Source organism: Pseudomonadota bacterium (genome assembly GCA_039193195.1).
In the GTDB taxonomy this organism is placed as follows: domain Bacteria; phylum Pseudomonadota; class Gammaproteobacteria; order Steroidobacterales; family JBCBZW01; genus JBCBZW01.
This window is the reverse complement of sequence record JBCCWS010000001.1, coordinates 149,505-174,104: the sequence shown is the minus strand read 5'-3', so window position 1 is coordinate 174,104 and position 24,600 is coordinate 149,505. Positions and strand designations below refer to the sequence as shown.

21 protein-coding genes and 1 pseudogene are annotated in these 24,600 nt (G+C 64.4%); 15 read left to right on the top strand and 7 right to left on the bottom strand.

All coding sequences use genetic code 11. The features are described from left to right. Window positions 1-3: 3 nt before the first annotated feature. The 9 genes and pseudogenes from AAGA68_00710 to purD all read left to right on the top strand — a co-directional run bounded on the left by AAGA68_00710 (window position 4) and on the right by purD (window position 8,553). A complete protein-coding gene (locus AAGA68_00710; GenBank protein MEM9383554.1) occupies window positions 4-561 on the top strand; it encodes a TlpA disulfide reductase family protein in 558 nt (185 codons plus the stop codon). A gap of 123 nt (window positions 562-684) precedes the next feature. Then, a complete protein-coding gene (gene aroQ / locus AAGA68_00705; protein MEM9383553.1) occupies window positions 685-1,122 on the top strand; it encodes a type II 3-dehydroquinate dehydratase in 438 nt (145 codons plus the stop codon). A gap of 30 nt (window positions 1,123-1,152) precedes the next feature. After that, window positions 1,153-1,635, top strand: coding sequence for an acetyl-CoA carboxylase biotin carboxyl carrier protein (gene accB / locus AAGA68_00700; protein ID MEM9383552.1), 483 nt, complete (start codon window positions 1,153-1,155; stop codon window positions 1,633-1,635). A gap of 18 nt (window positions 1,636-1,653) precedes the next feature. Further along, entirely contained in the window at window positions 1,654-2,994 is a 1,341-nt protein-coding gene (accC, locus tag AAGA68_00695) for an acetyl-CoA carboxylase biotin carboxylase subunit (GenBank protein ID MEM9383551.1), read from the top strand. A gap of 17 nt (window positions 2,995-3,011) precedes the next feature. Continuing rightward, the gene (prmA, locus tag AAGA68_00690; GenBank protein ID MEM9383550.1) at window positions 3,012-3,941 is read left to right on the top strand and encodes a 50S ribosomal protein L11 methyltransferase; all 930 of its coding nucleotides are present in this window, start codon (window positions 3,012-3,014) and stop codon (window positions 3,939-3,941) included. 93 nt (window positions 3,942-4,034) lie between these two features. Next, the gene (locus tag AAGA68_00685) at window positions 4,035-5,036 is read left to right on the top strand and encodes a DUF3426 domain-containing protein (GenBank protein MEM9383549.1); all 1,002 of its coding nucleotides are present in this window, start codon (window positions 4,035-4,037) and stop codon (window positions 5,034-5,036) included. Between the two features lie 460 nt (window positions 5,037-5,496). Beyond that, window positions 5,497-5,682: pseudogene (locus AAGA68_00680) on the top strand (helix-turn-helix domain-containing protein). Then, window positions 5,679-7,250 carry a bifunctional phosphoribosylaminoimidazolecarboxamide formyltransferase/IMP cyclohydrolase gene (purH, locus tag AAGA68_00675; GenBank protein ID MEM9383548.1) on the top strand — a complete coding sequence of 524 codons (1,572 nt, stop codon included), beginning with the start codon at window positions 5,679-5,681 and terminating at the stop codon, window positions 7,248-7,250. The pseudogene AAGA68_00680 and the gene purH overlap by 4 nt, the downstream one beginning before the upstream one ends. Window positions 7,251-7,266: 16 nt before the next feature. After that, window positions 7,267-8,553 (top strand): phosphoribosylamine--glycine ligase, encoded by a 1,287-nt coding sequence (gene purD, locus AAGA68_00670; protein ID MEM9383547.1) that lies wholly within the window; start codon window positions 7,267-7,269, stop codon window positions 8,551-8,553. Window positions 8,554-8,591: 38 nt separating this feature from the next. Here the strand turns inward: purD and rho are convergent, their stop codons facing one another. Then, window positions 8,592-9,848 carry a transcription termination factor Rho gene (gene rho, locus AAGA68_00665; GenBank protein MEM9383546.1) on the bottom strand — a complete coding sequence of 419 codons (1,257 nt, stop codon included), beginning with the start codon at window positions 9,846-9,848 and terminating at the stop codon, window positions 8,592-8,594. A 571-nt stretch (window positions 9,849-10,419) separates the two neighbouring features. On the opposite strand from rho, the gene AAGA68_00660 reads away from it, so the two are divergent. Next, window positions 10,420-11,940, top strand: a complete 1,521-nt coding sequence (locus AAGA68_00660; protein ID MEM9383545.1) for a DEAD/DEAH box helicase — start codon at window positions 10,420-10,422, stop codon at window positions 11,938-11,940. Here AAGA68_00660 and yrfG read toward each other — a convergent pair. After that, window positions 11,937-12,644: a GMP/IMP nucleotidase gene (gene yrfG, locus AAGA68_00655; protein MEM9383544.1), complete on the bottom strand. Its 708-nt coding sequence runs from the start codon at window positions 12,642-12,644 to the stop codon at window positions 11,937-11,939. The genes AAGA68_00660 and yrfG overlap by 4 nt on opposite strands. Before the next feature lie 140 nt (window positions 12,645-12,784). On the opposite strand from yrfG, the gene cysQ reads away from it, so the two are divergent. Both cysQ and AAGA68_00645 read left to right on the top strand, forming a co-directional pair. Beyond that, complete coding sequence (cysQ, locus tag AAGA68_00650) at window positions 12,785-13,600, top strand: 3'(2'),5'-bisphosphate nucleotidase CysQ (protein MEM9383543.1); 816 nt, start codon at window positions 12,785-12,787, stop codon at window positions 13,598-13,600. 50 nt (window positions 13,601-13,650) lie between these two features. Next, complete coding sequence (locus tag AAGA68_00645; protein ID MEM9383542.1) at window positions 13,651-13,866, top strand: YdcH family protein; 216 nt, start codon at window positions 13,651-13,653, stop codon at window positions 13,864-13,866. A 2-nt stretch (window positions 13,867-13,868) separates the two neighbouring features. Here the strand turns inward: AAGA68_00645 and plsB are convergent, their stop codons facing one another. Then, complete coding sequence (gene plsB / locus AAGA68_00640; GenBank protein MEM9383541.1) at window positions 13,869-16,325, bottom strand: glycerol-3-phosphate 1-O-acyltransferase PlsB; 2,457 nt, start codon at window positions 16,323-16,325, stop codon at window positions 13,869-13,871. A gap of 109 nt (window positions 16,326-16,434) precedes the next feature. Between plsB and glk the strand changes: the two genes are divergently transcribed. Then, window positions 16,435-17,451: a glucokinase gene (glk, locus tag AAGA68_00635; GenBank protein MEM9383540.1), complete on the top strand. Its 1,017-nt coding sequence runs from the start codon at window positions 16,435-16,437 to the stop codon at window positions 17,449-17,451. Here glk and ttcA read toward each other — a convergent pair. After that, a complete protein-coding gene (gene ttcA / locus AAGA68_00630) occupies window positions 17,343-18,314 on the bottom strand; it encodes a tRNA 2-thiocytidine(32) synthetase TtcA (GenBank protein ID MEM9383539.1) in 972 nt (323 codons plus the stop codon). The two genes, glk and ttcA, sit on opposite strands and share 109 nt — an antisense overlap. 169 nt (window positions 18,315-18,483) lie before the next feature. Between ttcA and AAGA68_00625 the strand changes: the two genes are divergently transcribed. Continuing rightward, complete coding sequence (locus tag AAGA68_00625; protein MEM9383538.1) at window positions 18,484-20,349, top strand: LysM peptidoglycan-binding domain-containing protein; 1,866 nt, start codon at window positions 18,484-18,486, stop codon at window positions 20,347-20,349. 35 nt (window positions 20,350-20,384) lie between these two features. Here AAGA68_00625 and AAGA68_00620 read toward each other — a convergent pair whose 3' ends face one another. Then, window positions 20,385-21,209: an SDR family oxidoreductase gene (locus tag AAGA68_00620; GenBank protein ID MEM9383537.1), complete on the bottom strand. Its 825-nt coding sequence runs from the start codon at window positions 21,207-21,209 to the stop codon at window positions 20,385-20,387. A gap of 119 nt (window positions 21,210-21,328) precedes the next feature. Between AAGA68_00620 and AAGA68_00615 the strand changes: the two genes are divergently transcribed. Beyond that, on the top strand, window positions 21,329-22,138 hold the full coding sequence (locus AAGA68_00615) for an SDR family oxidoreductase (protein ID MEM9383536.1): 810 nt from the start codon (window positions 21,329-21,331) through the stop codon (window positions 22,136-22,138). On the opposite strand, the gene AAGA68_00610 is transcribed toward AAGA68_00615, so the two are convergent. Together AAGA68_00610 and AAGA68_00605 are read right to left on the bottom strand one after the other, a co-directional pair. Further along, window positions 22,119-22,418, bottom strand: a complete 300-nt coding sequence (locus AAGA68_00610; GenBank protein ID MEM9383535.1) for a tetratricopeptide repeat protein — start codon at window positions 22,416-22,418, stop codon at window positions 22,119-22,121. The genes AAGA68_00615 and AAGA68_00610 overlap by 20 nt on opposite strands. Window positions 22,419-22,547: 129 nt before the next feature. Further along, on the bottom strand, window positions 22,548-24,524 hold the full coding sequence (locus tag AAGA68_00605; protein MEM9383534.1) for an SDR family oxidoreductase: 1,977 nt from the start codon (window positions 24,522-24,524) through the stop codon (window positions 22,548-22,550). Window positions 24,525-24,600: the final 76 nt, after the last annotated feature.

Sequence of the window (24,600 nt, the reverse complement as noted above, 5' to 3'; positions counted from 1 at the left end):
CGCATGAAGACCACGACCTTTGCCATCGCCCTCGTTGCCCTCGGGGCTGGCGCCTTCATTGCCGATCGCACCTTATCGGGTCCGACGAGGGTGACCGCGGTGGACGCGAGCGCCGACCGAGGGCCCGCCGCCGCGACGGCAGAAGCTCAGGCCATGCCAGCTATTACCCTCACCGGACTAGACGAAGCAGCGGTGAACCTGGCGGACTTCAAGGGCCAACCGCTTCTGGTCAACTTCTGGGCAACCTGGTGTCGTCCCTGCCGGAAGGAGATTCCGCTGCTCATCGCGCTACGTGAAATGCACGCGGAGGACGACCTAGAAATCGTCGGTATTGCCATCGACGAACTAATCCCCACCCGCGAGATGGCGCAGTCCTTGGGCATCGACTACCCGATCGTGGTGGGTGAGCAGGAGGGCATCGATGCCATGGTCGCCTTTGGTGCCCCGACCACCGCCCTGCCCTTCACCGCTGCCGTGAATCGCGCGGGTCACATCGTGGCCGGCCACGTGGGCGAACTCACAGAAGAAGATGCCCGGCGACTGCTCGCCGAAGTGCTCTGAGGCTCGCCCCGCGCTGCCGCGATCGTGGCAAGCGTCGCAAATTGACTGCAACACTTTCACCGCTCGACAGAAGGCGGTTAAACTGGCAGCGAACGTTCACGAAAAAAACATAACGGCGGCTATATGGCTCGCATCCTGCTGATCAACGGTCCCAACCTGAACCTACTCGGCAGCCGCGAACCAGAAGTCTACGGAACCGACACTCTGGGCGATATCGAGAGCCGGCTCCGCCAGCGAGCGGACGCCCTCGGCATCACCCTCGACTGTGTACAGAGCAACCACGAAGGCGCCCTGATCGATGCGGTGCACAATGCGGGCGCCACAGCGACCGACTTCGTGCTGATCAACCCGGGGGCCTTCACCCATACGAGCATCGCGCTGCGCGACGCGTTTTTGAGCGTCAACGTGCCGTTCATCGAGATTCATCTGAGCAACATTTTTGCGCGAGAGTCGTTTCGTCATCACTCCTACCTCTCCGACATCTCGGTGGGAACGGTGATCGGCCTCGGAACGGTCGGCTACGAGTTGGCCCTCCAGGCAGCGGCACAGCGACTCCCTTGACCGGGGCGCGCACGCACAGGACAGCACCCAATGGACATACGAAAAGTCAAAAAACTCATTGAACTGCTTGAAGAGTCGGGTATCGCGGAAATCGAGATCACCGAGGGCGAGGAGGCGGTGCGCATCAGCCGTTACGCCCAGTCGCCTGCCAGCGCGCCGCTGCCGCAGTACTACGCGAGCCCGCCGCCCGCGCCAATGCCCACCGCAGCGCCAGCAGCACCTGCGCCGGCCCCCGCGCCAGAGGCGGCAGCGACCGACGATTCGGATATCCCCGCCGGACACACGGTGAACGCACCGATGGTAGGCACCTTCTATGCATCACCATCCCCCGGCAGCCCCTCCTTTGCCGACGTGGGTAAAAAGGTCAACGTGGGCGATACGCTGTGCATCATCGAAGCGATGAAGATGATGAACCAGATCGAGGCCGATAAGGCCGGCACGGTCGCTGCCGTGCTCGCCAGCAACGGCGATCCGGTGGAGTTCGACCAACCCCTGTTCGTCATTCGCGACTGACACCCCGGAGAAGCTCTCATGCTGGATAAGGTGGTCATCGCCAACCGTGGCGAAATCGCCCTGCGGGTGCTGCGCGCTTGTCGCGAACTCGGCATCAAAACCGTGGCTGTGCACTCTACGGCCGATCGCAATCTCACCCACGTGCTGCTGGCGGACGAATCGGTCTGCATCGGGCCGGCACGATCCACGGACAGTTACCTGAACATGCCGGCCTTGATCGCGGCCGCCGAGGTGACCGACGCCGTGGGCATTCATCCGGGCTACGGGTTCCTCTCGGAGAACGCGGACTTTGCCGAGCGGGTGGAGCGCAGCGGCTTCGTATTCATCGGGCCGAAGGCGGATACGATTCGCGTCATGGGCGACAAGGTCATGGCCAAGGATGCGATGAAGGAGGCGGGCGTGCCATGCGTACCCGGCTCCGACGGCCCGCTCGGCGACGATCCGGATGAGAACCTGCGCATCTGCCGCGACATCGGCTTCCCGCTGATCGTGAAGGCAGCCGGCGGTGGCGGCGGGCGCGGCATGCGCGTCGTGCACAGCGAGGCCGCCCTGCTCGGGGCCATCCAGATGACCCGCAGTGAAGCGGGCGCTGCCTTCGGCAATGACGTGGTGTATGCGGAGCGCTTCCTCGAGCACCCGCGCCACGTCGAGTTCCAAGTGCTCGCCGACAATCACGGCAACGTTATCCACCTCGGCGAACGTGACTGCTCGATGCAGCGTCGCCACCAAAAGGTGATCGAGGAAGCGCCGGCCCCGGGCATCTCCGAGAAGCTGCGCGCCGAGATGGGTGAGGTCTGCGTGGAGGCCTGCCGACGACTAAACTACCGCAGCGCCGGCACCTTCGAGTTTCTCTACGAGGACGGCGAGTTCTTCTTCATCGAGATGAACACGCGCGTACAGGTCGAGCACCCGGTCACGGAGCTAGTCACGGGCATCGACATCGTGAAGGAACAGCTGCGCATGGCCGCAGGCGAGGAGCTGCGCTACAAGCAGGAAGACGTGAAGCTGCGGGGCCACGCGATCGAGTGCCGCATCAACGCGGAAGACCCCGAGAACTTCACCCCGTCGCCGGGGCGCATCAACCAGTGGCATCCGCCCGGGGGCCCGGGAGTGCGCGTAGACTCACACGTGTACAGTGGCTACACCGTGCCGCCCTTCTACGACTCGATGATCGGCAAGCTCCTGGCCCACGGCTCCACGCGTGAAGAGGCGCTTGCGCGCATGCGCAACGCACTTAGCGAGATGGTGATCGAGGGCATCAAGACCAACATTCCCCTGCAGGAGGAAATCCTCACGCACGCGGCATTCAACGCCGGAGGCACGGATATCCACTACCTCGAGAAGCGGCTGGGTCTCTGAGGGGGAGCGCGCGCGAGTTGAGCGAGCGCTGGCCGCAGATCATCGTCATTGCCGCGCGCGATGAATTGGACGCGCTGGAGGAGTCCCTGTTTGATTTCGGGGCCCTCTCCGTCACCGCTGAGGATGCTGGCCACGAGCCCATCCTAGAACCGCCCCTTGGCACTACGCCACGCTGGCAACGTACGCGCCTTCGGGCGCTCTTCGAGCGCGGCGCAAGCCTGGCCTCGCGCGCAGCGCAACTCTCGCAGTGCTTTCCCCATCACGAATTTCAGATCGACGACAGCCTTGCCGATCGAGACTGGGTGCGCGAGTGGATGGAGCACTTCAAACCCATGCGCTTCGGCGATCGTTTGTGGGTCTTACCCCAGCACTCACCCGATGAGGCCGCGTCGGGCAGCGCTGAGCAATCACCTGTCATCGTGCGCCTCGACCCAGGCCTCGCCTTCGGCACGGGTACCCACCCCAGTACGGCGAGCTGCCTGCGCTGGCTCGATGCCCACGGTTCGGTCCTGCGAGCGCCAGGCTCGCGCGTGCTGGACTACGGCTGCGGCTCGGGCATCCTGAGCGTGGCGGCGGCGAAGCTGGGCGCGACGCGCGTCTGCGCCGTCGACCTGGATCCCCAGGCCCTTCTCGCCACGGCGCAGAACGCGCGCCGCAACCAGGTGCTGGAGCAGCTGGCCATCATGGCGCCCGAACCCTTGGCTGCGAGCGCCTACGATGTGGTGCTAGCCAACATCCTCGCCGGCCCCCTGATCACCTTGGCCTCGCGACTCGCGACGCTAACGCGACCGGCCGGTCACCTGAAACTCGCGGGGATCCTGCGAGAGCAGGCGGCGGCCGTAGTCGATGCTTACCGACCCTGGTTCGATGTCAGCGCCGAGGCGATCGATGAGCAATGGGCCCGTGTTGAGGGGGTTCGCAGGACGCCTAGCGCCCGTGTGGATTGACGCGACGATACACAAGGCTGGCATGATAGGCCCTTGGCGGGACAGAGCCGCGACTCTTACCGACAACATCCTAGCCGAGACGGATCACTAGTGGTGGCGCACGAACTCTACACCACCTGCACCGCATGCGGTGCGGTCTTCGAGATCACCCTCGAACAGCTCGGCCTTGCCAACGGCGCCGTACGCTGCGGCGTCTGCGGTGAGACCTTCAACGCGCGTAAGAGCCTACGAGAGGGCGTCGAGGAGTTGGAGGCGCCGGGCACGTCCGTGCCACCAGGCGAGCTCACGCCCCCCGAGACACACGAAGCAACCTTGGTGGAGGATTCCCCCCGTGAGATGCCAATCGGCGAGCGCGTTGCCGGACGAGACGCCGAGCCAGCGTTCGCCGATGACGATCCGACCGAGGTGGCCCTGGACACGGGTGGCAAGCTCGTGGCGTTGGACCTGCTCGACGAGTCCCTGGATGAGACCGAGGAGATCGCAATCGACATCGCGCCCGCCGATGAGGAGGGCGCCGAACTGGACAAGCTTCTCAGCGATAAGAGGGACGGGCCTAACCTGGTCTCAACCCTACTCTGGGGAATGCTGGGAGCACTCATGCTCGTGGTCGCCCTCACCCAGGCGGCCGTCTACTGGCGCGATCAGTTGGTCCAGGTCGCGTGGTTGAACGGCCCCTTGCTCGCCTTGAACGAGCGACTGGGCGGCCCCGTCGACGTGACCTACGACGTCTCCCGCTACCGATTCGTCGACCGGCCTCGCCTCCTGGTCGATACACTTGGAGATGCAACGACCCCGCAGATACTGGAGGTGCAGGCTGAGCTTGCCAACGAGGCCAGCGTGCCCCAACCGCTGCCCCACCTGCGGCTGATCCTAGAGGACCGCTGGGGACGCCCCGTCGCGAGCCGCGCGCTAGCACCGAGCGAGTACCTCGCGCAGGGACAGCCGCCCGAGCGCTTCCTGCGCCCCGATGAGCGTATCAACGCCAGTGCCCGCGTGACCGCCCAAGACGCCTCTCCGCAGGCTTACACGCTCGATATCTGCCTACCAGCGACCGGCGGGCGCCTGGACTGCGGCGACTCCCCTACTAAACGATAATACTAGCTGACCAACGAGATGGTTGCCGACCGGGCGGTCGAGCCGCTGCGCGGGTACGCCAGCGGTGCGCCGGCGCGCCTCTGCAAGCGGTGTGGATTCCCGCGCTTTTCCACGGCTTTCCACACGCCAGCACAAGCTATACACATGCTTTTGCACAGGTGATCCACAGCCATCCAAAGGCGCCCGACGGGCCTTGAAGGAGCGCGGAAAAATCGTGCTAGTATCGCCCGACGCGACGCCGCCCTCGGGGTCCGTTTGGGGAGTAAACGACCCCACTGAGGAGGGCGAACGCTACTAAAGAGAAGAACGGACTAGGTGCCACAGGGGGTAAATACTGGTGTCGATTGCCACACCCGGAGAGATTGCGTCTTCGCATCGCGAGCACGTGTTGGTCGGCTCAGCGGCGAGCGAGGAAAAGGGACACTCATTGGAGGAGCTGACCCGTCAGATCAGCGAGCGCTACTTCCATCAGCTCGACGGGCACGACACATCAGGGGTCTACGACTTATTTATTAACCAGGTCGAGCGCGGCCTCCTGCGCGTGGTGCTCGAGCACACGCGCGGCAATCAAACTCGTGCAGCGGAGATCCTCGGCATTAACCGTGGCACGCTGCGCAAGAAGCTCCGCCTCTGCGACATCCGTTGAGTGATACCGCCGCCAAAGCGCTGATTAGCGTCAGCGACAAGCAAGGCGTCGCTCCGCTCGCCGAGCGCATCGCGCGCCTAGGCTTCGAGATTCTCTCCACAGGAGGCACGGCCAACACCCTGCGCGAGGCCGGCCTAACCGTGACCAGCGTCAGCGAGCATACAGGTTTCCCGGAGATTCTTGGCGGGCGCGTAAAAACCCTGCACCCGAAGATACACGGCGGCATCCTCGCCCGCGGCGAACCCGACGCAGCCACGCTCAGCACACACGCCATAGACCCCTTAGCTATCGTCGTAGTTAACCTCTACCCCTTCGCAAAGACGATCGGACGAACGGACTGCGCTTTCGAGGAGGCGGTCGAGCAGATCGACATCGGCGGGCCCGCGATGTTGCGCGCCGCCGCGAAGAACCACGAGCACGTCATCGTGCTCGTCGATCCCCTGGACTACGCACCTGTGCTGGACGAGCTCGAGCAAACCGGGGAGGTCAGCGCGCAAACGCGTCGACGCCTCGGCGCGCGTGCCTTTGCTCATACGGCAGCGTACGACCACACCATCGCAGACTACCTAGAGCGATCCTGCGCGGACCGAGCACCGAGCGCGGGCGAGGCGGCACTTCCCGCGACACTCGCCCTGCGCTTCACGCGATCGACGCAGCTGCGCTACGGTGAGAATCCCCATCAGCGCGCCGCGGTCTACCAATCCGATGGGGCGCCTGGCGTGGCCGGTTTTCTGCAGCATGCAGGAAAGCCCCTGTCGTACAACAACATCGTCGACACGGAAACCGCCGACGGCTGCGCGCGCGAGATCGGGGGCTGTGCGTGCGTAGTCGTTAAACACGCCAACCCCTGCGGAGCGGCGATCGCACAAACGCCTCTCGCGGCCTACGAGCGCGCCTTCGCAGCCGATCCCACGTCAGCCTTCGGCGGCATCGTTGCCTTCAACCGCCCGATCGATGGCGAAGTACTCGAAGGCGTATTGGCGAAACAGTTCGTAGAGGTCGTAATCGCCCCAGCCATCACCGACGATGCGCTGCCCGCCTTGGCGAGCAAACCCAACGTTCGCCTGCTGACGCCCGCGGACAGGCGCGAGAGCGAATGCGACGCCCTCGACATCCGCGCCATCACCGGCGGCCTGCTCGTTCAAGCACGCGACCGCTTGCGAATGAACGCCGACCAACTCGCGGTGGTCACAGCGCGAGCGCCCAGAGCAGATGAGATCGAGGAGCTGCTGTTTGCTTGGACCTTGGTCAAGTGGGTCAAGTCCAACGCGATCGTCTACACGCTCAATGGTCAGACGGTCGGCATCGGCGCAGGACAGACGAGCCGCATAGACTCAGCTCGCTTTGGTGCCAGCAAGGCCGACGCGTTCTCCCTGTCGCTGCGCGGCGCGGTGATGGCGTCGGACGCCTTCTTCCCTTTCCGCGACTCCATCGACACTGCAGCGAAGCACGGTATCCGCCTGGTTATCCAGCCGGGCGGGTCGCGCCGCGATCAAGAAGTAATCGCTGCCGCTGACGAACACGACATGGCCATGGTGTTCACCGGCCATCGTCACTTCCGCCACTGATCTGACAGGTGTTGCCATGAAGGTGCTGGTGATCGGCAATGGTGGCCGCGAACACGCCCTCGCCTGGCGCCTCGCGCGCGGCGCTAGCATCACCGAGGTGTTCTGCGCCCCCGGCAACGCCGGCACTGCGCTGGAGCCGGGTGTCCGTAACTTGCCGCTGACCGAAGACGATGCATTGCTCGCCTTTGCGAAGCGCGAGGGCGTCGGTCTGGTCGTGATCGGTCCAGAAGCGCCGCTCGCCGCCGGGCTTGCCGACCGCTTCAACGACGCCGGCGTCCCTTGCCTTGGACCGGGCGCAGCGGGCGCCCAACTGGAAGCATCTAAGGAGCATGCCAAGGCCTTCATGAACCGGCATGGCATCCCGACTGCCGCTCACCGGGTGTTCACTTCACGCGATGACGCCATGGGCTACCTCGAGCAAGTGGGTGCCCCAGTGGTGGTGAAGGCGGACGGCCTTGCCGCGGGTAAGGGAGTCGTCGTCGCCAGCACCCTCGCCGAGGCGCGCGAAGCCGTGGACGACATGTTGGGCGGACGCTTCGGCGATGCCGGTCACCGAGTGGTGATTGAGTCCTTCCTCGAAGGGGAGGAAGCAAGCTTCATCGTACTCACCGACGGCAAAACCACCGTGCCGCTGGCCTCGAGCCAGGATCACAAGGCCCGCGATGAGGGCGACAAGGGCCCCAACACGGGCGGCATGGGCGCCTACTCGCCGGCACCGGTAGTCACGGCGCGGGTGAACGCGCGCGTGATGGAGACGGTTATCCGCCCCGCGATCGAGGGCCTTGCGAAGGACGGCGTCGATTTCCGTGGTTTTCTCTACGCTGGGCTGATGATCGACGCCAAGGGCGAGGCGAAGGTGCTCGAATTCAACTGCCGCCTGGGCGACCCGGAGACACAACCGATCCTCATGCGACTGCGCAGCGATCTCGGTGCTCTGTGCTTGGCCGCGGCCCAGGGACGACTCGAGCCGCTCGCTGCGCAGGTTAGCTGGGATCCACGCACAGCCCTCGGCGTCGTCCTCGCCAGCAGGGGATACCCAGGCGACTACCCAAAGGGATCGCCGATCATGAACTTGCCCGACCCCCCGGGGGCCGAGGACGAAGTCGATGCCAAGGTCTTCCACGCCGGCACGCAGCTTCGCGAGGAGCAGGTAGTCTCCAGTGGAGGCCGTGTGCTGTGCGCCGTCGGCCTAGGGGAATGCGTGGCGCAAGCCGCCCAGCTTGCCTACGAGCTTACCGAACGGATCGAATGGGTAGACAAGTACTACCGGCGCGACATTGGACATCGCGCCATGCAGCGCTGAGCGGGCCAGCGCCCACTCAGCACTCGCTCCGGACACGACTAGCGCTTCATCGCGTCGAAGAACTCGCTGTTTAGCTTCGTGTCCTTCAGCTTGGAGAGCAGGAACTCGATCGCGGCGATTTCATCCATCGGGTGAAGCAGCTTGCGCAGCACCCAGAGCTTTTGCAGCTCGGCCGGATCCGTCAGCAGCTCCTCCTTACGCGTGCCCGACCGGTTGATGTTCATCGCTGGGAACGTGCGCTTCTCGGCGATACGGCGATCCAAATGGATCTCCATGTTGCCGGTGCCCTTGAACTCTTCGTAGATCACATCGTCCATGCGCGAGCCCGTGTCCACTAGCGCCGTGGCGATGATGGTAAGGCTGCCGCCCTCTTCGATGTTGCGCGCGGCGCCGAAGAAGCGCTTCGGGCGATGCAGTGCGTTGGCATCCACACCACCGGTGAGCACCTTGCCCGACGAGGGCACCACCGTGTTGTAGGCGCGCGCCAGGCGAGTGATGGAGTCGAGCAGGATGACCACGTCGCGGCGGTGCTCGACAAGGCGCTTGGCCTTCTCGATGACCATCTCCGCCACCTGAACGTGGCGGCTGGCAGGCTCGTCGAAGGTGCTCGAGACCACCTCGCCGCGTACCGAGCGCGCCATCTCCGTGACCTCTTCAGGTCGCTCGTCGATGAGCAGCACGATGATGTAGCACTCGGGGTGATTGTTCACGATCGAGTGGGCGATGTTCTGCAGCAGCATCGTCTTACCGGCCTTTGGCGGCGAGACGATCAGGCCGCGCTGGCCCTTACCGATCGGCGCCACCATGTCGATAATGCGCGCCGTGAGGTCTTCCGTGCTGCCATTGCCCGCCTCGAGCTTCAGGCGCTCGCGCGGGAACAGAGGCGTCAGGTTCTCGAACAGAACCTTGTTCTTCGCGTTCTCAGGCTTGTCCAGATTGATCTGGCTCACCTTGAGCAGCGCGAAGTAACGCTCACCGTCCTTGGGAGGGCGAATCAGGCCGGAGATCGTGTCACCTGTGCGCAGGTTGAAGCGCCGAATCTGGCTTGGCGAGACGTAAATATCGTCGGGGCCTGCCAGGTAGGAGCTGTCGGCGGAGCGCAAGAAGCCGAAGCCATCTTGCAGGATCTCCAGTACCCCGTCGCCGTAGATGTTCTCGCCGTTCTTCGCGTGGGCCTTGAGAGTGGCAAAGATGATGTCCTGCTTGCGCAGGCGCGCCATCCCTTCCAGACCGAGGGAAGTGGCCAGTTCGACGAGCTTGTTCGGCGGCATCCGCTTCAGCTCGGTCAGGTTCATCGCGTTTTCCGTCGCGGACGGATCCGCAATTTCGGTGTCGTCGATGTCCTCGTCGAAATTCGGCTCTTCCTCGACCGGCTCGCGCTTACGCCGCTTTTGCCGGTTGCCGTCGGCCTGGTTGCCGCCACGCTTGGGCTTGTTGCCCGATGACTTGCCGCGACCGCTGCGGGCCGCTGATCCGAGATAACCTCTCACTGATGACAGTCCGTTCTCATGTTGTGCATAGGAGGATGGGTTGCCGAGCGGTCCGAGCGGTGCGTCGGCGAGGAGTAAGACGATCGATCGCGACGGCACGGGGTCCGAGCGACGCGGATGGATGTTATTGCTCCGTCACTCTCCGCACGCCATTGCGCTCGAGAACGCAAAGATCCCACACGGGATTCTGGACCTGGGGAGGGGTTTCGGCCTGGAAGATCTCAGTGGGGCCGCGGAGCGAGAGCGGGTATGGCGGTGCGGCAACGAAATGCTGCAGCGGGACATACCGTGCTCGACGGTGATATCCTATTTTTGCCAGTGTCTGCGACGATTTTCAAGTACTAATTCCCTTTTTTTGGAGGCAATCGCCAACCATATGCCGGACAAGCACCTCAGCGACCTACGCTTCGACCAGCTCGAACTGGAACCCCCTGTTCTCGCCGGTCTACGCGATGCCGGCTTCGAACGATGTACCCCCATCCAGGCAGGCACGCTCCCGGTTGCCCTCGGCGCCACGGACGTGGCGGGCCAAGCGCAGACCGGCACCGGCAAGACGGCTGCCTTCCTCGTCGCCATGTTCAACCACCTCCTGCTGAACGCGCCCGCGGAGACTCGCAAACCGCAACAGGTGCGGGCGATGGTGCTGGCGCCCACACGCGAGCTCGCCGTACAGATTCACGCCGACGCCGAGACCTTGGGTGCCCACACGGGCCTCACCCTCGGCCTAGCCTTCGGTGGCACCGACTACGAGAAGCAGCGTCGACGGCTCGAAGAGGGCGTCGATATCCTGATCGGCACGCCGGGGCGCATCATCGACTACTTCAAGCAACGGGTCTTCGACCTCACGCACGCGCAGGTACTGGTGCTAGACGAAGCCGATCGCATGTTCGATCTGGGCTTTATCAAGGACATCCGTTACCTGCTGCGCAAGCTACCCCCCCGCGATGCGCGCTTGAATCTGCTGTTTAGTGCCACGCTCGGACATCGCGTCCTGGAGCTTGCCTACGAGCATATGAACGACCCGCAGCTGGTGCGCGTAGAGCCGGACAAGATCACTGCCGACCGTGTGCGCCAGGTGGTGTACTTTCCGGCCAACCGGGAGAAGCTCCCCCTGCTCGTAGGTATGCTGCGCCGGATGGACCCGCCCCGCACCATGGTGTTCGTGAACACCAAGCGCTCCGCTGATCTCGTGCAACGCACGCTCGAAGTGAATGGCGTCAGCGCCGAAGCAATCTCTGGCGACGTGCCCCAGCGAAAGCGCCTGCGGATGCTCCGCGCCTTCCAAAGCGGAGAGCTAAGGGTGCTGGTGGGTACGGACGTGGCCTCCCGGGGACTACACATCCCGGGCGTCACGCACGTGATCAACTACGATCTTCCACAGGACGCTGAGGACTACGTTCACCGCATCGGGCGCACCGCTCGCGCCGGAGAGTTCGGCGATGCCATCAGCTTCGGCTGTGAAGACTACGCGGTTAACTTGCCAGACATCGAGGCCTACATCGGCCGCCGCATCCCCGTCGACGCGGTGGCAGCGGAGGACCTTGCCGAGGTCAAGCGGGCGCCGAGACGTCCGCCGCGCAGTCGCGAAGAACGCGATGGGCGCCGCGGCGTCCGCAGCGATGGCGGTCGCTCGCGTCGCGGCAGCCGCCCGCGGCCAAATGCCCGCGACAGCGCCGACAAGGAACCGCAGCCTACCTCGCCGAGCGCGCCCGCCGAGGTCCCGACGGGGGAAGGCCCGTCCACCACTGAGGCTCCCGGCACAGCCGAGGCCTCCAAGAAAAAGCGTCGACGCCGGCGCCGGCGCCCGAGCTCAGGCCAGGGCGATGGTGCCAATACCAACCGGGACGCCAACCCCGCATCTGACGCCCCTGCCGCCCCCGAGACTAGCGAGACTTAGGCTCGCTTAGGGCGATTCCCTCGCGCGACCGCTAGCACTTGCGGTATCAACGCCGCTACTCCCACTGCCACCGGGTGGCTACAGTCCGTCGTCTCTCCCGGCGGCCGAGTGGAGTCGGGCTGGCTGATCGCCAGACACTGGCCAATCCCAAATTCGCTCGCGGCATCCAACACGGCGATGTTGTCATCGATGAGCACCGCCGCCGCCGGCTCAAAGGCGAGCTGCTCCCGAAAGCGCGACCAAAACGCCTGTTCCTCCTTCGCTGCACCGAGATGGTGGGATGAATGCACTTCGTCCACTAGCGCCTCCAATCCCGTTTGCCCCAGCTTTAGCGCCAGGGTGGTGCCATGGGCATTGGTCGCAATGACCCGCCGCAGACCGGCCTGAGCCAAGGCCGCGAGGAACGTCTCGACCCCTGGCAGCAAGCGTATCCCCGCCAGGTGCTTACGTTTGAGCGCGACAAGGTCTAGCCCGAAGGCCTGCTCCCAGTGATCCAGGCAATACCAATCCAGCGTGCCGGCGCGCTCCTCGTAGCGCGCCAGAACCTGCTCGCGCGCGTCCTCAGCTGCGAGCCCCTGTTGGCGCGCGAACTCCTGGGGAATCAGCTCACGCCAGAAGAAGTTGTCAAAGGCGAGGTCGAGCAGGGTGCCGTCCATATCCAAGAGCGCCGTCTCCACCCGATCCCAGGCGATGGGAGAGGTCATCGTCTTGTCCCCGAAAGCGGCCTTCGTGAACCAGGTCCGCACAACGTGCGCCAGGGCCACCCGCGTGCTGGTCTCGGTCGGATATGATACGGCCCTCTCGCGCCGTCGGGCGCCTTCACTTCACAGAGATTGGGGATTGGATGGACGCTCAACTGCCGCTCAAGTCACTGCTGCCAGAGGTGGTGGCGATCGCTCGCCGCGCCGGCCGTCGCATCCTGGAAGTCTATAATTCTGCCGACTTCGACATTGAGAAGAAGGACGACGACTCGCCCCTCACGGCAGCCGATCTCGCCTCCCACCGGGCGATCATGGAAGGGCTCGCAGACCTCACGCCGCAGTTCCCCGTGCTGTCCGAGGAGAGCAACAAGGAGGACGTTGCTGCGCGACGCAGCTGGCAGACGCTCTGGGTGGTCGATCCCCTCGACGGCACCAAGGAGTTCATCAAGCGCAACGACGAATTCACGGTCAACATAGCCCTCGTCCACGGTAACCGCCCGGTGCTAGGTGTGGTCCACGTGCCTGCGCTCGGCGCTGGCGTCGACTACTTCGGCGCCGATGGACTCGGCGCCTTTAAGAGTGAGGGCGATGAGCATCGCTCCATCCAAGTTACCAAACCCAGCCACCAACCTGTGCGGGTGGTGGGCAGCAGATCCCACCGTGGCGCCCTGCTGGACGGCTACCTCGAAGCGCTCGGGGACCACGAGATCATCGCGATGGGCAGTTCTTTGAAATTCTGCATCGTGGCCGAGGGTGGCGCCGACATCTACCCTCGCCTGGGTCCCACCTCCGAGTGGGACACTGCAGCCGCCCAAGCCGTGGTGGAAGCTGCCGGCGGACGTGTGGTCAATACGTCCGGCGAGCCGCTGACTTACAATGCACGAGATGAGATCCTCAATCCGCATTTCTTGGTCTACGGGGATGCAGACCGGGACTGGATCAGTTACCTACCTGACTAGTCAGACGCAGCTTTGCGCGCTGCCCACCTGCGCCGTCGCGAGATCGTGCCATGGTTGACAAGATAGACACCGAGGTCTTCGAGGGCTTCGCCAAGCTAAAGGAGCTGCGCCTGGCGCACCGGCGACTCGATGAGGAGATCGAGGAGGCCGCTGAAAGCCCGGCGACCGATCAGCTCGAACTGCGCCGCCTGAAAAAGCGCAAGCTGCAGCTCAAGGACATGATCGCCCACCTGGAAAGCGAGCTGATTCCAGACCTGAACGCCTGAGCCTAGACGTGCGTCACCTGCAGCACGCTGTGGCGAATCTGCTCATTCAGGACCAGCTTGGCCTCGGCCTCGATCACCTTGAGGCTGTCGTCGAAGGCGAGTCCTCCATCCTCTTCCTCGCGAACGACGCCGCGCTGCTGTAGCACGCGAATGAAGTTCCGAAAGAGCTGCTTGGCGAAGAATTCCGGCGCGTTCAAACCGTGGAGCATCGCCATGCGCTGGGCCATCAGCTGGCATAGGCTCTCCAACTCCGGCGCCGTGAGCGCCCCGGAACCATGTTTGAACAGCAGCGCGAAGGCCATATAGTAGCGTTCGATGGTCTGCAGCGTGCCCTGCGCCAGCACCGATAGGCGCACGGCCTCCACGGACCCAGCGACGGGACGACGTACCGCGCTTCTACCCTGCTCGTAGCTCAGCAGGCCAAGCTGCACCAGCTCGCGGATGGTGCTGCGCACGACCTCGTCGACCTGTGCATCCTCCCACTGCAGATAGAGCTCCGAGCGAATGAAGGGGTACACCAAGCGCACCAGGCGCACCACCTTGCGCACGGATAAGCGCCTATTGTTGAGGAAGCAACAGGCGATCAGGGAGGGCATGGCAACAACGTGCAGTACGTTGTTGCGCATGTAGGTCAGCAAGATCGCGTTCTCCTCAGGCAGGGAGAGTACATCGCCGAGCTTGTGGGACTGCCTTCGCAGCAAACCCATGCCATCGGCGTAGCGGATGATCTGCTCGCCGCTCATCTGCGGCACGCTCACCAACGGTGAGTAGGGCGCACGACGCAAGAGCTCCGTGTAGAGGTCGAGCATCGCGGCGAGGTCACGCTCGAGCATCGCGCTCTTCGGCGTCGCGAGCAGAGCCAGGGCGAGCAGGTTGATAGGATTCACAGCTGCCGCCGTATTGATACGGCAGAGAATCTCTGCCCCTAGGCCTGCTACTACACCTCCACCCGCGCTGAGACTGCCCTTCTCCAATACCGTTACATCACGCTCGCGCCAGCCGGGCGAACGCTCATCCAGCAACCCCTCCAGGAACAGCGGTTCCCCGATCGAGACGCAGACGCGTCCGTACTTCCCGCGCAGGGTCGCTAGCACGCGCATTAGATCGATCACCGACTCCTTCTTCTTTGCTTGCCCGCTAAGCTCACCCACGTAAGCCCGACCCTCGAACAGGTGCTCGTAACCGATGTAGATCGGCACGAACACGACCGGGCGGCTGCGATGGCGCAGGAACCCACGCAGGGTCATCGACAGCATGCCGAGCTTGGGCTCCAGGAGCCGCCCTGTGCGGCTGCGCGTACCTTCGATGAAGTACTCGAGCGATACGCCACGATCCATGTTCTGACTTAGGTACTCGTTGAACACGGCTGCATAAAGGCGATTCCCACGAAAGCTGCGACGCATGAAGAAGGCCCCGCCGCGGCGCAGGAGCGTACCGATCACGGGCAGGTTGAGGTTGATACCCGCAGCGATATGAGGGATCACCAGTCCCGCCCGGTGCAGCACGTAGGACAGCAGCAGGTAGTCGATGTGACTGCGGTGACACGGCACGTAAATCACTTCGTTGCCTTCCACCACCGCTTTCAGCTTGTCCAGATGGTGGATGTCGATACCCTCGTAGCGCTGGTTCCACCACCACTCGAGGATGCGATCGAGCACCCGCACGGTCGGGTAGGAATAGTCTGCTGCGATCTCCGCCGTGTAGGCCACCGCCTTCTTCAGCACCTTGCGACGCGGCTGCTCCTGGGCTCGCGCCTCGCGGGCCACGGCCTGTCGCACGGCAGCGGAGCGAACGATTCTGCTAGTCAGCGTGCGACGGTGGGAGAGATCGGGACCGATGACGGCCACCCGAAGCTGACGGAAATGCACGCGCAGGCGACGATGGGTGCGGCGCACGGCGCGGCCCGCGTCCAAGCCCTCGTCCACGGGCTTGCGCAGTGACATCGGCGGTGAGAACTGCACCAGCGTGTTGCGACCGTTGGCCGCGATCACGAACAGACGATGCAAGCGCCCACGAACACCCCACGCCTCTTCGAACAGCAGCTTGAAGAAGGACCGGGAGTTCTCACGCTCCGGCGTGCGGCCCCAGAAAATCGACACGGGGATAAGGCGCGCATCGCGCTCCTCATCGCTCGCCACCATCTCGGTCATGCGCTCGAGCCGGGGAGAGCGCGCCAAGCGTCGCGAGTACCAGTGGCGCTTAGTGCGCAACATGATCACCGATCGGCGCTCGTGCAGGGGCAACAGCGGCAGGCCAGGCCGCGGCAAACCGTGGCGTAAGCACACCAGATCGAGCGTGAGCAGGTCGCTGAGAGAGTTCTTCTCGAGCACGTAGCAGATTGGCTCTGGGCCGCCGCCCTCGAGCTGCGGCGGCGAGGGCAGCACGGCAGGCTTCACCAGCAGCGCCAGCACGCGTCGCGCGAGGGCGAAGAGCAACCGGTCTAACCCCAGCCACCTCATCGACGCGTTTCCCCGCGAGCTCGTTGCTCAACCAATCGGGCTACTCCGTGCTCTCCACGCAAGGGGCGGTATTATGCGGCAGTCGTCCACGCAGTCGAAGCCAGTGTCCATGACCGCTCACGTACAACCCGTCATCCACCGCCTCGTCGCCGATGTCGGCGGCACCAACACGCGGGTCGGCATCGTCGCCAGCGACGGCACCGTGGCCCACCTCGCCCGCCTGCGCAACGACCAGCACGCCGGCCTGGCCCAGGCGCTGAAGGACTACCTGGCGGGCCTCAGCAGTGTGCTCGGCACTCCTCCGGTGGATGCGGCCATCGCCGTAGCCGCCCCGATTACCGGCACGGAAGTGCGCCTGACCAACCGGCGCGACTGGGTGTTCAGCAGCGAGTCCCTGGCCCAAGGGCTGGGCATCGGGCAGGTGCACCTGATCAACGACTTCACCGCCGTAGCCCTGTGCCTACCTTGGCTCGGCGAAGATGAGCTGCAGCCCCTAGGGGGCGTAGCGCGCCGTGCCGACCGCGGCAGCTCGCCGGCCACGCCCACGGTGGTCCTGGGTCCCGGCACCGGCCTCGGCGTCTCCGCCCTGATTCCCCACGACGCGGGCTACGTGGCCATCGAGGGTGAAGGCGGGCACGCCACCGCCGCAGCCTTCACCGAGCAGGAGGCGGAACTCATCGCGTGGATACGTGAACGCGAGGGACACGTGAGCTGGGAAACGCTCCTCTGCGGCGCCGGCCTTGTGCGCCTGCACGGCGCCGTGGCCACGCTTGGCGGCCACGTCGGCGGGGCCAACGTCGAGGATGCGGCGGAGGTAGTGGCTAGAGCAGACGCGGGCGATCGCGTGGCGGAACGTTCGCTACAGACTTTCTTCGCCATGCTCGGCGGCTTTGCCGGCGATCTCGCCCTGAGCTTCGGCGCCTACTCCGGCGTGTACCTTGCCGGCGGCATCCTCCCGCGCCTGCGCCCACGACTGATCGCTTCGGATTTTCGCAAGCGATTCGAAAGTAAGGGGCACTACTCGCAGCTGCTGGCGTCCATCCCCACGGCATTGATCACCGCCCCGGAGCCTGCCCTGCTCGGTCTCGCCGCCTTCTGTCCGTCACAGGTGGCAGGCGCCTGTTGAGGCAACAGCCAGGCCCTCGCATCGGCAGAAACCGAGGGCGCAGGCGCGTTCGCACTTCGAAGGCCAAGGAAATCGTGATGCTCCCCGTCCATGAGATGGCTTGGCACCACGTGCTGCAGAGAACGGAACATCGAAGCGATGCGCCCTGGATGATCGCGCTCCCACTCGCGTAGCAGCGCCTTCACGTTACGGCGCTGGGAGTTCTCCTGCGAGCCGCACAGGCGGCAGGGAATGATCGGGTAGCCCTGGAGCACGGCAAAACGAGCCAGATCGCGCTCCTCGCAGTAGGCCAGCGGCCTGATCACTGTGCACTCGCCATCCTCGCTCAGAAGCTTCGGCGGCATCGCCGCCAGGCGGCCGCCGTTGAACATGTTCATGAGCAACGTCTCGAGGATATCGTCTCGATGGTGGCCTAGGGCGATCTTGGTGAAGCCCCCCTCGCGCGCGAACCGGTAGAGCGCCCCGCGCCGCAGACGCGAGCACAGTCCGCACATCGTTCGCCCCTCGGGCACCACCCGCTTCACCACGCTGTAGGTGTCCTGCTCCAACACGTGCAGGGGCACCCCCCTCGCTCGGCAATAGTCGGGCAATACTTGCTCGGGGAAGTGCGGCTGCTTTTGGTCCAGGTTCACCGCTTCGAGCGTGAAGTGGACGGGGGCAGCCGCCTGCAGGTCGAGCAGAACATCCAGCATCGAGTACGAGTCCTTGCCGCCGGAAAGGCACACCATGACCCGATCCCCGGCCTCGATCATCGCGTAGTCGCCGATGGCCTGCCCCACCTGCCTACGCAGGCGCTTGCGCAGCTTCTTCTGCGTCACGGATTGAGATTTTCGCGCGCCCTCGGGGGCCTCAGGAGACTGCATATGTCACATCGGCAATGTGTGGTTGGAGAGCGGTCGACGCTTGGGGTAGGGTAACGGCGACACTTGCAAAGATTGGTTGCACGGAACTTCGAACCCTTGGTTTTGGGCCGAGCCCGCGGCTCACCAGCCGCCCTCTCCGGCCCACCCACCTCTCATTTGGGAAGACGCGATGAGCCGACTGCGCTGGTGCGCCGCCAAAGGGCGGACCATACGGGCCCAGACCCGAGGTACGCAAGCCATCCATTGGGCGCTAGGGATAGTGTTCGCTTGCCTGTGGCCCGCGGCACTGCTGGCCGACGAGTCCGTCGCGCCGCTAACCGGCGCCGATCCCGAGCACTTCCCCGTATCGCCTAACTTGCATGCCGCTACAAACTTCTGGCGCCGCGTCTACACGGAGGTCGACACGAGCGAAGGGTTCATCCACGACAACCGCGAGCTCAGCGTGGTGTACGGGGTGGTCGAACTCGGCGGCGAGATCTCGCGCCGCCAGCGCAGCCGTCTCGTCTCCAAGCGCATCACCCACTACCGACGGATCCTCGAGCGCTTGGCCAGCGGCGCGCGCTCGGAGCTTACGCAGGAGCAGCGCGCGGTGCTGGGCCTATGGCCAGAGGACGTCAGCGACGCAACCCTAGCGCAAGCCGCGAAGCGCCTGCGTTTTCAGCTTGGGCAGGCCAACCGCTTCCGCGAGGGCCTAGCGCGCTCGGGAAGGTATCTCGATCACATACGCGGCGAGTTCGCTGCGCGAGGACTTCCCGGGGAGCTCGCGCTCCTGCCCCACGTAGAGAGTTCCTACAACGCGGAAGCGCGCTCCCATGCTGCCGCGGTCGGCATGTGGCAGTTCACCCGCTCCACGGGACGGCGCTTCATGCAGGTAGATCACGTCGTGGACGAGCGCATGGACCCCTACCTAGCCGCCGGCGCGGCGGCGCGCTTGCTGCAGCAGAACTACGAGGACCTAGGCGCCTGGCCCCTTGCCCTCACTGCCTACAATCACGGCGTCGCGGGAATGCGCCGCGCCACGCGCAAGCTCGGCACCCAGGACATGGGGGAGATCGTGGACCGCTACGACGGGCGCACCTTCGGGTTCGCCTCGCGCAATTTCTACGCCTCGTTCATCGCCGCCGTCCACGTGCACCAACATGCATCGCAGTACTTTGGCCAGGTCAGCACAGCGACGCCCGTGCCTCATCATGCGGTGGAGATCCCCGATTTCATCCCAGCTGCCACCCTGGCCGGCAGTCTGGACACGGACCTCGACACCTTAAGGAAGCTCAATCCTGCCCTTCGCTGGCCCATCTGGCGCGGCGAGAAACACGTTCCGAAGGGCTACCCCCTCCGAGTGCCCTCCAGTATCGATCTACTGAGTGCGCGCGAAGCGCTCGGCGCCCTACCGCAAGCGCAGCGCTTCGCCCAGCAGACACCGGATGTGCAGCACCGCGTGGAGCGAGGAGAGTCGCTATCGGTCATTGGGGCCCGCTACGGCGTCAGCGCACGCGCCATTGCAGAACTAAACGGCCTGAAGTCCGCCCACCTGATTCGTGCAGGACAGACCCTGAAGCTGCCCGTGCGCGCCGGCCGTAGCGTGCCCACGCCCCTCTCGACCAAGGCGCCACCGCCTGCGCCTGCCGCAAAGATAGCCTCCAAGACAGCGCACGTGAGCACCACGGCGGCGGCGAGCGCATCGGGCGGCACCTACCGGGTGCGCAGCGGAGATAGCCTGTCGGTGATCGCCCGCCGCCTAGGCGTGCGCCAACGCGACCTAGTGGCGGCCAACCGCCTGAGTAATGCCGATCGCCTAAGCGTGGGTCAGGTCCTGGTGGTGCCCGGCAAGGGGCAGGCCTTCGAGACCTACGTGCCAGAGGTCTACACGGTGAGGCGCGGTGACTCCGTTTGGGAAGTTGCCAAACGCTTCGGAATTCCGCGCAAACGCATCATATCCCTAAACGCCTTGAAAACTGGCCAGCACATCTTCATCGGCCAACAGCTACGCCTAAAGCCAGTTTTAGGTGCGCCAGCGGCAAGCACCGCTCAGTAGCAAAGGACGCTTGAGGGCAGCCAGAAAGACGCCGACTACCCCTCGCGCCCCCGGCGACCGACGAAGTCGTCCATGCTCTTGCTAATACCAAAGAAGCTCATGACCGCATCGAACCACTCGGTTGGCAATAGGCGCGCCAGGAACACCGAGAGCACGAACCTCGGCATGATCAACCGGCGGCGCCCTCGCCGTATGGCGTCGAGCGTGCGATCCACCACGTAGTCAGGCTCGAGGATGGGCAGCAGCCACGGGAAGCGCGTATGAACGCCTGCGAACATGCCCGTATTGATGTAGAAGGGGCAGACCACCGTGGTGCGGATGCGGCTATTCAGGCGCTTGAGCTCCAAGCGGAGGGAGTCGTCGAAGCCGACGGCGGCAAACTTACTAGCGCAGTAGTCAGTGAGACGCGCCGTGCCCACTAGGCCTCCCGCCGACGCGATGGTCACGATGTGACCCGCATCTCGGCGAACCATTGCCGGCAGGAAGGCGCGGGTCAGCCAGAACAGGGCGAGCGTGTTGACGGCGAAGGTCCGCTCGATCTGCTCGTCGCTGATCTCGAGCAGTGGACGCCCCGAGACGATTCCGGCGTTGTTGATCAAGATGTCGACGGCCGGGCAGGCATGCTGAATCTGATCGGCCGTGGCAGCGATCGAACGCCGATTGCTCAGGTCACAGGCGTACGGCAATACCCGTCCCCTGGCATCAGCCTCGATGCTGGCCTGCAGCTCCTGGAGGCCATCGGCATTCACGTCCACCGCGTGTACAGTGGCTCCCGCACGCAACAAGCGCTCCGTCATCAATCGCCCCAGGCCACTGGCGGCCCCGGTAATGACGATGTGAAGCCCGTTGAAGTCAACCATAGCGTTCCGCTGCTCCGATTGCGTTGGTCCGCGACACCCTACCTTGGGTAAACGCGCCAAAATTATATACAACCACTCACCGGCGCTGGAGCGTCGGTACTCAGTGTCTGGAGTTCCCCATGTCGAAGGCCCCATATGCAGGCAGCACCGTGTTGGTGACGGGGGCAACGGAAGGTATCGGGCGCGCCTGCGCGCTGCACCTCGCCAGGGCCCAAGCTAAGCTCATCTTGGGGGCGCGCAGCACTGAGCGCCTCGAGCAGATTGCCAAGGAGTGCCGTGATTTTGGTGCCGAGGTGCTCATCCTGCCGACGGACGTGAGTCGAGAGATCGACTGCCAGCGTCTGGTCGACGCAGGCGTCCAGCGCTTCGGCCGCCTGGACACGCTGGTGTGCAACGCGGGCAGCACCATGTGGGCGCGCTTCGAAGACCTGCACAGCCTCGAGGTGTTCTCGAGTCTCTTCCAGGTCAACCTGATGGGCGCGGTGCACTGCGCGCGCCACGCCTTACCAGCCCTACGCGCATCGGGCGGACGCCTAGTCGCCGTGGCTAGCGCGGCGGGAATGACCGGCGTGCCGGAGCGCACCGCCTACGCAGCAAGCAAGCACGCGCTGGTCGGCTTCATGGATAGCCTGCGCGTCGAGCTGCGCGGCAGCGGGGTGAGTGTGACCGTAGCGGCGCCGGACTTCGTGCTTACGCAGACCCACCGCCGCGCCATCGGAGCCGATGGTGAGGCCCTCGGGACCTCCCCCATGCAGGAGGGCAAGCTGCTGACGGCCGAGCGCTGCGCCCAGATGATCCTGGCCGCCACCTGGGCCCGCAAGCGACTCTGTCTGACCTCGAGCAGAACGCGCCTCGGCCTGCTACTGAAACCGTTCCTGCCTGCGCTGCTGGATCGTATTGCGGCAAACGCTATCGCGCAGCGGCGTTAGGGGGCGTGGTCGAGTTGCGTTCGCCATCCGTGCTGAGCGTGACCACCTCCTCGGCTAGCGTGGCTGTCGAACGGCAGTCGAGCGCTTGCTCCAGCAGGTGCGCCGCCTCGGCGGCGCGTCCCTGCATCAGGCGTACGCGGCCCAAGCGCTGCAGGATGCGCCCATGCGGGGGGTGCGCGGCGAGGTAGCGCTCGAGAACGTCGGCTGCCGCTGCTGGTTCTTCCCGTTCCAGCAGATGGTCCGCGGTGCGGATCGCGAGCATTAAGGCCCTGTTACTCAAGCGCTAGTCCCCCGAGCGAATGCGATGTTTCTCGACGCCTCGCCATAGTACTCAGGCAACGATCAGCGGGTGTGAACTTAGATCACAGGTCCGCCGCTTAAACGTAACATCCTGTGCCAATCGCTTCGGTTACCAATGAATACCGCGCGTAAGCTGGGCGAATGCAATCTGCTCTGCACTGCGCGGCAAGCGCTTGCCATCGCTGCCCTTTGGGCTATCCGGGAACAGCATAAAAGCCGTGTTCATGCCCACCTGCACCAGGTTCGGCGCAAGCAGATGGGCGATCTCAGCGAAGATTCCCAATCGCGTCGCCACCCGATGAGGCCGGCGAATAATGGCATCGACGATCATATCTGCTGCCTCCTCCGGACTGATCGTCGGCACGTTCTGGTAGATTTTCGTCGGCGCGATCATCGGCGTGCGCACGAGCGGCATGTTGATGGTGGTAAAGCGTACGTCAGCGTCGTTGAACTCCGCCGCTGCACAGCGCGTAAACGCATCTAGGGCGGCCTTTGAGGCCACGTAGGCGGAAAAGCGCGGCGCGTTGCTAAGCACGCCGATCGAGGAGATGTTAATGATGTGCCCCGCACGCCGCTCCACCATACCTGGCAAGATCCGCAGGATCATGCGCAGGGCGCCGAAGTAGTTCAGCTGCATCGTTCGCTCGAAGTCGTGAAAGCGCTCAAAGCTATGCTTGAGGGAGCGGCGGATTGACCGACCCGCATTGTTGATCAATACATCGACCGTGCCGATCGTCTCCTCTATCTGCTTCACGGCGGCGTCCACAGCCTCCACATCGGAGATATCGCAGGTGACGATGTGCGACTCACCGCCGGCCTCGTCGATCAACTTCTTCGTCTTCTCAAGCTTGGAAAGCTTGCGCGCGACCAGCACGACACGGCCACCGGCTGCACCGATTTTCACCGCCGCAGATTTACCGATGCCCGAGGATGCGCCAGTCACGACGACCACCTTCCCCCTGACGGCGCCGCTCAGGGTGCGATCGATGTGCAGGTCGGGATCGAGATGGCGCTCCCAGTAATCCCACAGGCGCCATGCGTAGTCTTCGAGTGCGGGCACCTGAATGTCGCTGTCCGCCAGCGCTGCATCCGTGGATCGGCGGTCGAAGCGCGTGGGGTAACCGATGAAGCGCAACACCTGCTCGGGGATCTGCAAATCCTCGAGCAGCGCGTCCTTGGCTCGCTGTACCGGCGCGAGAGCGCCGATGCCGCGCAAGAGAGAGGTTGGAATGAACGACAGCATGCGCGCGTCGAAACGCAACGCCATCTCCGGGGCATGGCCGGCACGGGCGAAGAGGTTGAGCATGTCCCCCACCCGACGGGCCTTCGTTTCGGTCAGATGGAAGCACTCGCCATCAAGGCCTGGCTTGTGCGCAATATGGTCCATCGCGTCGGCCACAAAGTCCACGGGCACGATATTGATACGCCCTCCCTCTAGACCGATCGTCGGCATCCAGATCGGGAGCATCTGGCGCATGCGCTGGATGAGCTTGAAGAAGTAGTAAGGACCATCCACCTTGTCCATCTCACCCGTTTGCGAGTCGCCCACCACGACCCCAGGGCGGTAGATGCGAAATGGAATGTCGCAATCGTTGCGTACGACGCCCTCCGCATCGTGCTTGCTGCGATAGTAGGGATCGTCCAGCCCGGTTGCCTCTTCGAACATATCCTCTCGGAACACGCCGTCGTAGAGGCCGGCGGCAGCGATCGAACTCGTATGGTGAATGCACCCGGCTTTGAGGCGCTCGGCGAGCGCGACCACGTGTCGCGTGCCCTCGACGTTGGCTTTGTACTGATGCTCCTCGTTACGGGTGAGGTCGTAGATCGCCGCTAGATGGAACACGTGATCCACCTTGCCCACGAGGGCATCGATCTGGTCGTCGGCGAGGGCACAGTTGCCCTTGGTGATGTCCCCCTCGAGGAAGGTCACCCGCGCACCGTCGGTCTTCCAGTAGCGCAGCAGATCCGCGGTCCGCGCCTCGGAGGCGCTGCGGACCAGCACGTGGACATGGCCCTGGCGGTTCAGGAGTCGACGCACGACTCGCTTGCCGATAAACCCCGTTGCCCCGGTGACGAAATAAACCATGCTGCTCCTCGTGGTGTGACAGGCGCGCCGTCACCTAGGCCCGCGGACCTACGCGCCGATGCGAACAGTGGCGCAA

What these genes read in the sequence shown, in the direction of transcription:
- AAGA68_00710 (MEM9383554.1), top strand. Translation starts at nt 4, where the DNA reads ATGAAGACCACGACCTTTGCCATCGCCCTCGTTGCCCTCGGGGCTGGC.
- accB (MEM9383552.1), top strand. Translation starts at nt 1,153, where the DNA reads ATGGACATACGAAAAGTCAAAAAACTCATTGAACTGCTTGAAGAGTCG.
- rho (MEM9383546.1), bottom strand. Translation starts at nt 9,848, where the DNA reads ATGAACCTGACCGAGCTGAAGCGGATGCCGCCGAACAAGCTCGTCGAA.
- AAGA68_00620 (MEM9383537.1), bottom strand. Translation starts at nt 21,209, where the DNA reads ATGGTTGACTTCAACGGGCTTCACATCGTCATTACCGGGGCCGCCAGT.
- AAGA68_00645 (MEM9383542.1), top strand. Translation starts at nt 13,651, where the DNA reads ATGGTTGACAAGATAGACACCGAGGTCTTCGAGGGCTTCGCCAAGCTA.
- ttcA (MEM9383539.1), bottom strand. Translation starts at nt 18,314, where the DNA reads ATGCAGTCTCCTGAGGCCCCCGAGGGCGCGCGAAAATCTCAATCCGTG.
- yrfG (MEM9383544.1), bottom strand. Translation starts at nt 12,644, where the DNA reads ATGACCTCTCCCATCGCCTGGGATCGGGTGGAGACGGCGCTCTTGGAT.
- cysQ (MEM9383543.1), top strand. Translation starts at nt 12,785, where the DNA reads ATGGACGCTCAACTGCCGCTCAAGTCACTGCTGCCAGAGGTGGTGGCG.
- AAGA68_00605 (MEM9383534.1), bottom strand. Translation starts at nt 24,524, where the DNA reads ATGGTTTATTTCGTCACCGGGGCAACGGGGTTTATCGGCAAGCGAGTC.
- AAGA68_00660 (MEM9383545.1), top strand. Translation starts at nt 10,420, where the DNA reads ATGCCGGACAAGCACCTCAGCGACCTACGCTTCGACCAGCTCGAACTG.
- aroQ (MEM9383553.1), top strand. Translation starts at nt 685, where the DNA reads ATGGCTCGCATCCTGCTGATCAACGGTCCCAACCTGAACCTACTCGGC.
- glk (MEM9383540.1), top strand. Translation starts at nt 16,435, where the DNA reads ATGACCGCTCACGTACAACCCGTCATCCACCGCCTCGTCGCCGATGTC.
- AAGA68_00625 (MEM9383538.1), top strand. Translation starts at nt 18,484, where the DNA reads ATGAGCCGACTGCGCTGGTGCGCCGCCAAAGGGCGGACCATACGGGCC.
- purD (MEM9383547.1), top strand. Translation starts at nt 7,267, where the DNA reads ATGAAGGTGCTGGTGATCGGCAATGGTGGCCGCGAACACGCCCTCGCC.
- accC (MEM9383551.1), top strand. Translation starts at nt 1,654, where the DNA reads ATGCTGGATAAGGTGGTCATCGCCAACCGTGGCGAAATCGCCCTGCGG.
- plsB (MEM9383541.1), bottom strand. Translation starts at nt 16,325, where the DNA reads ATGAGGTGGCTGGGGTTAGACCGGTTGCTCTTCGCCCTCGCGCGACGC.
- AAGA68_00615 (MEM9383536.1), top strand. Translation starts at nt 21,329, where the DNA reads ATGTCGAAGGCCCCATATGCAGGCAGCACCGTGTTGGTGACGGGGGCA.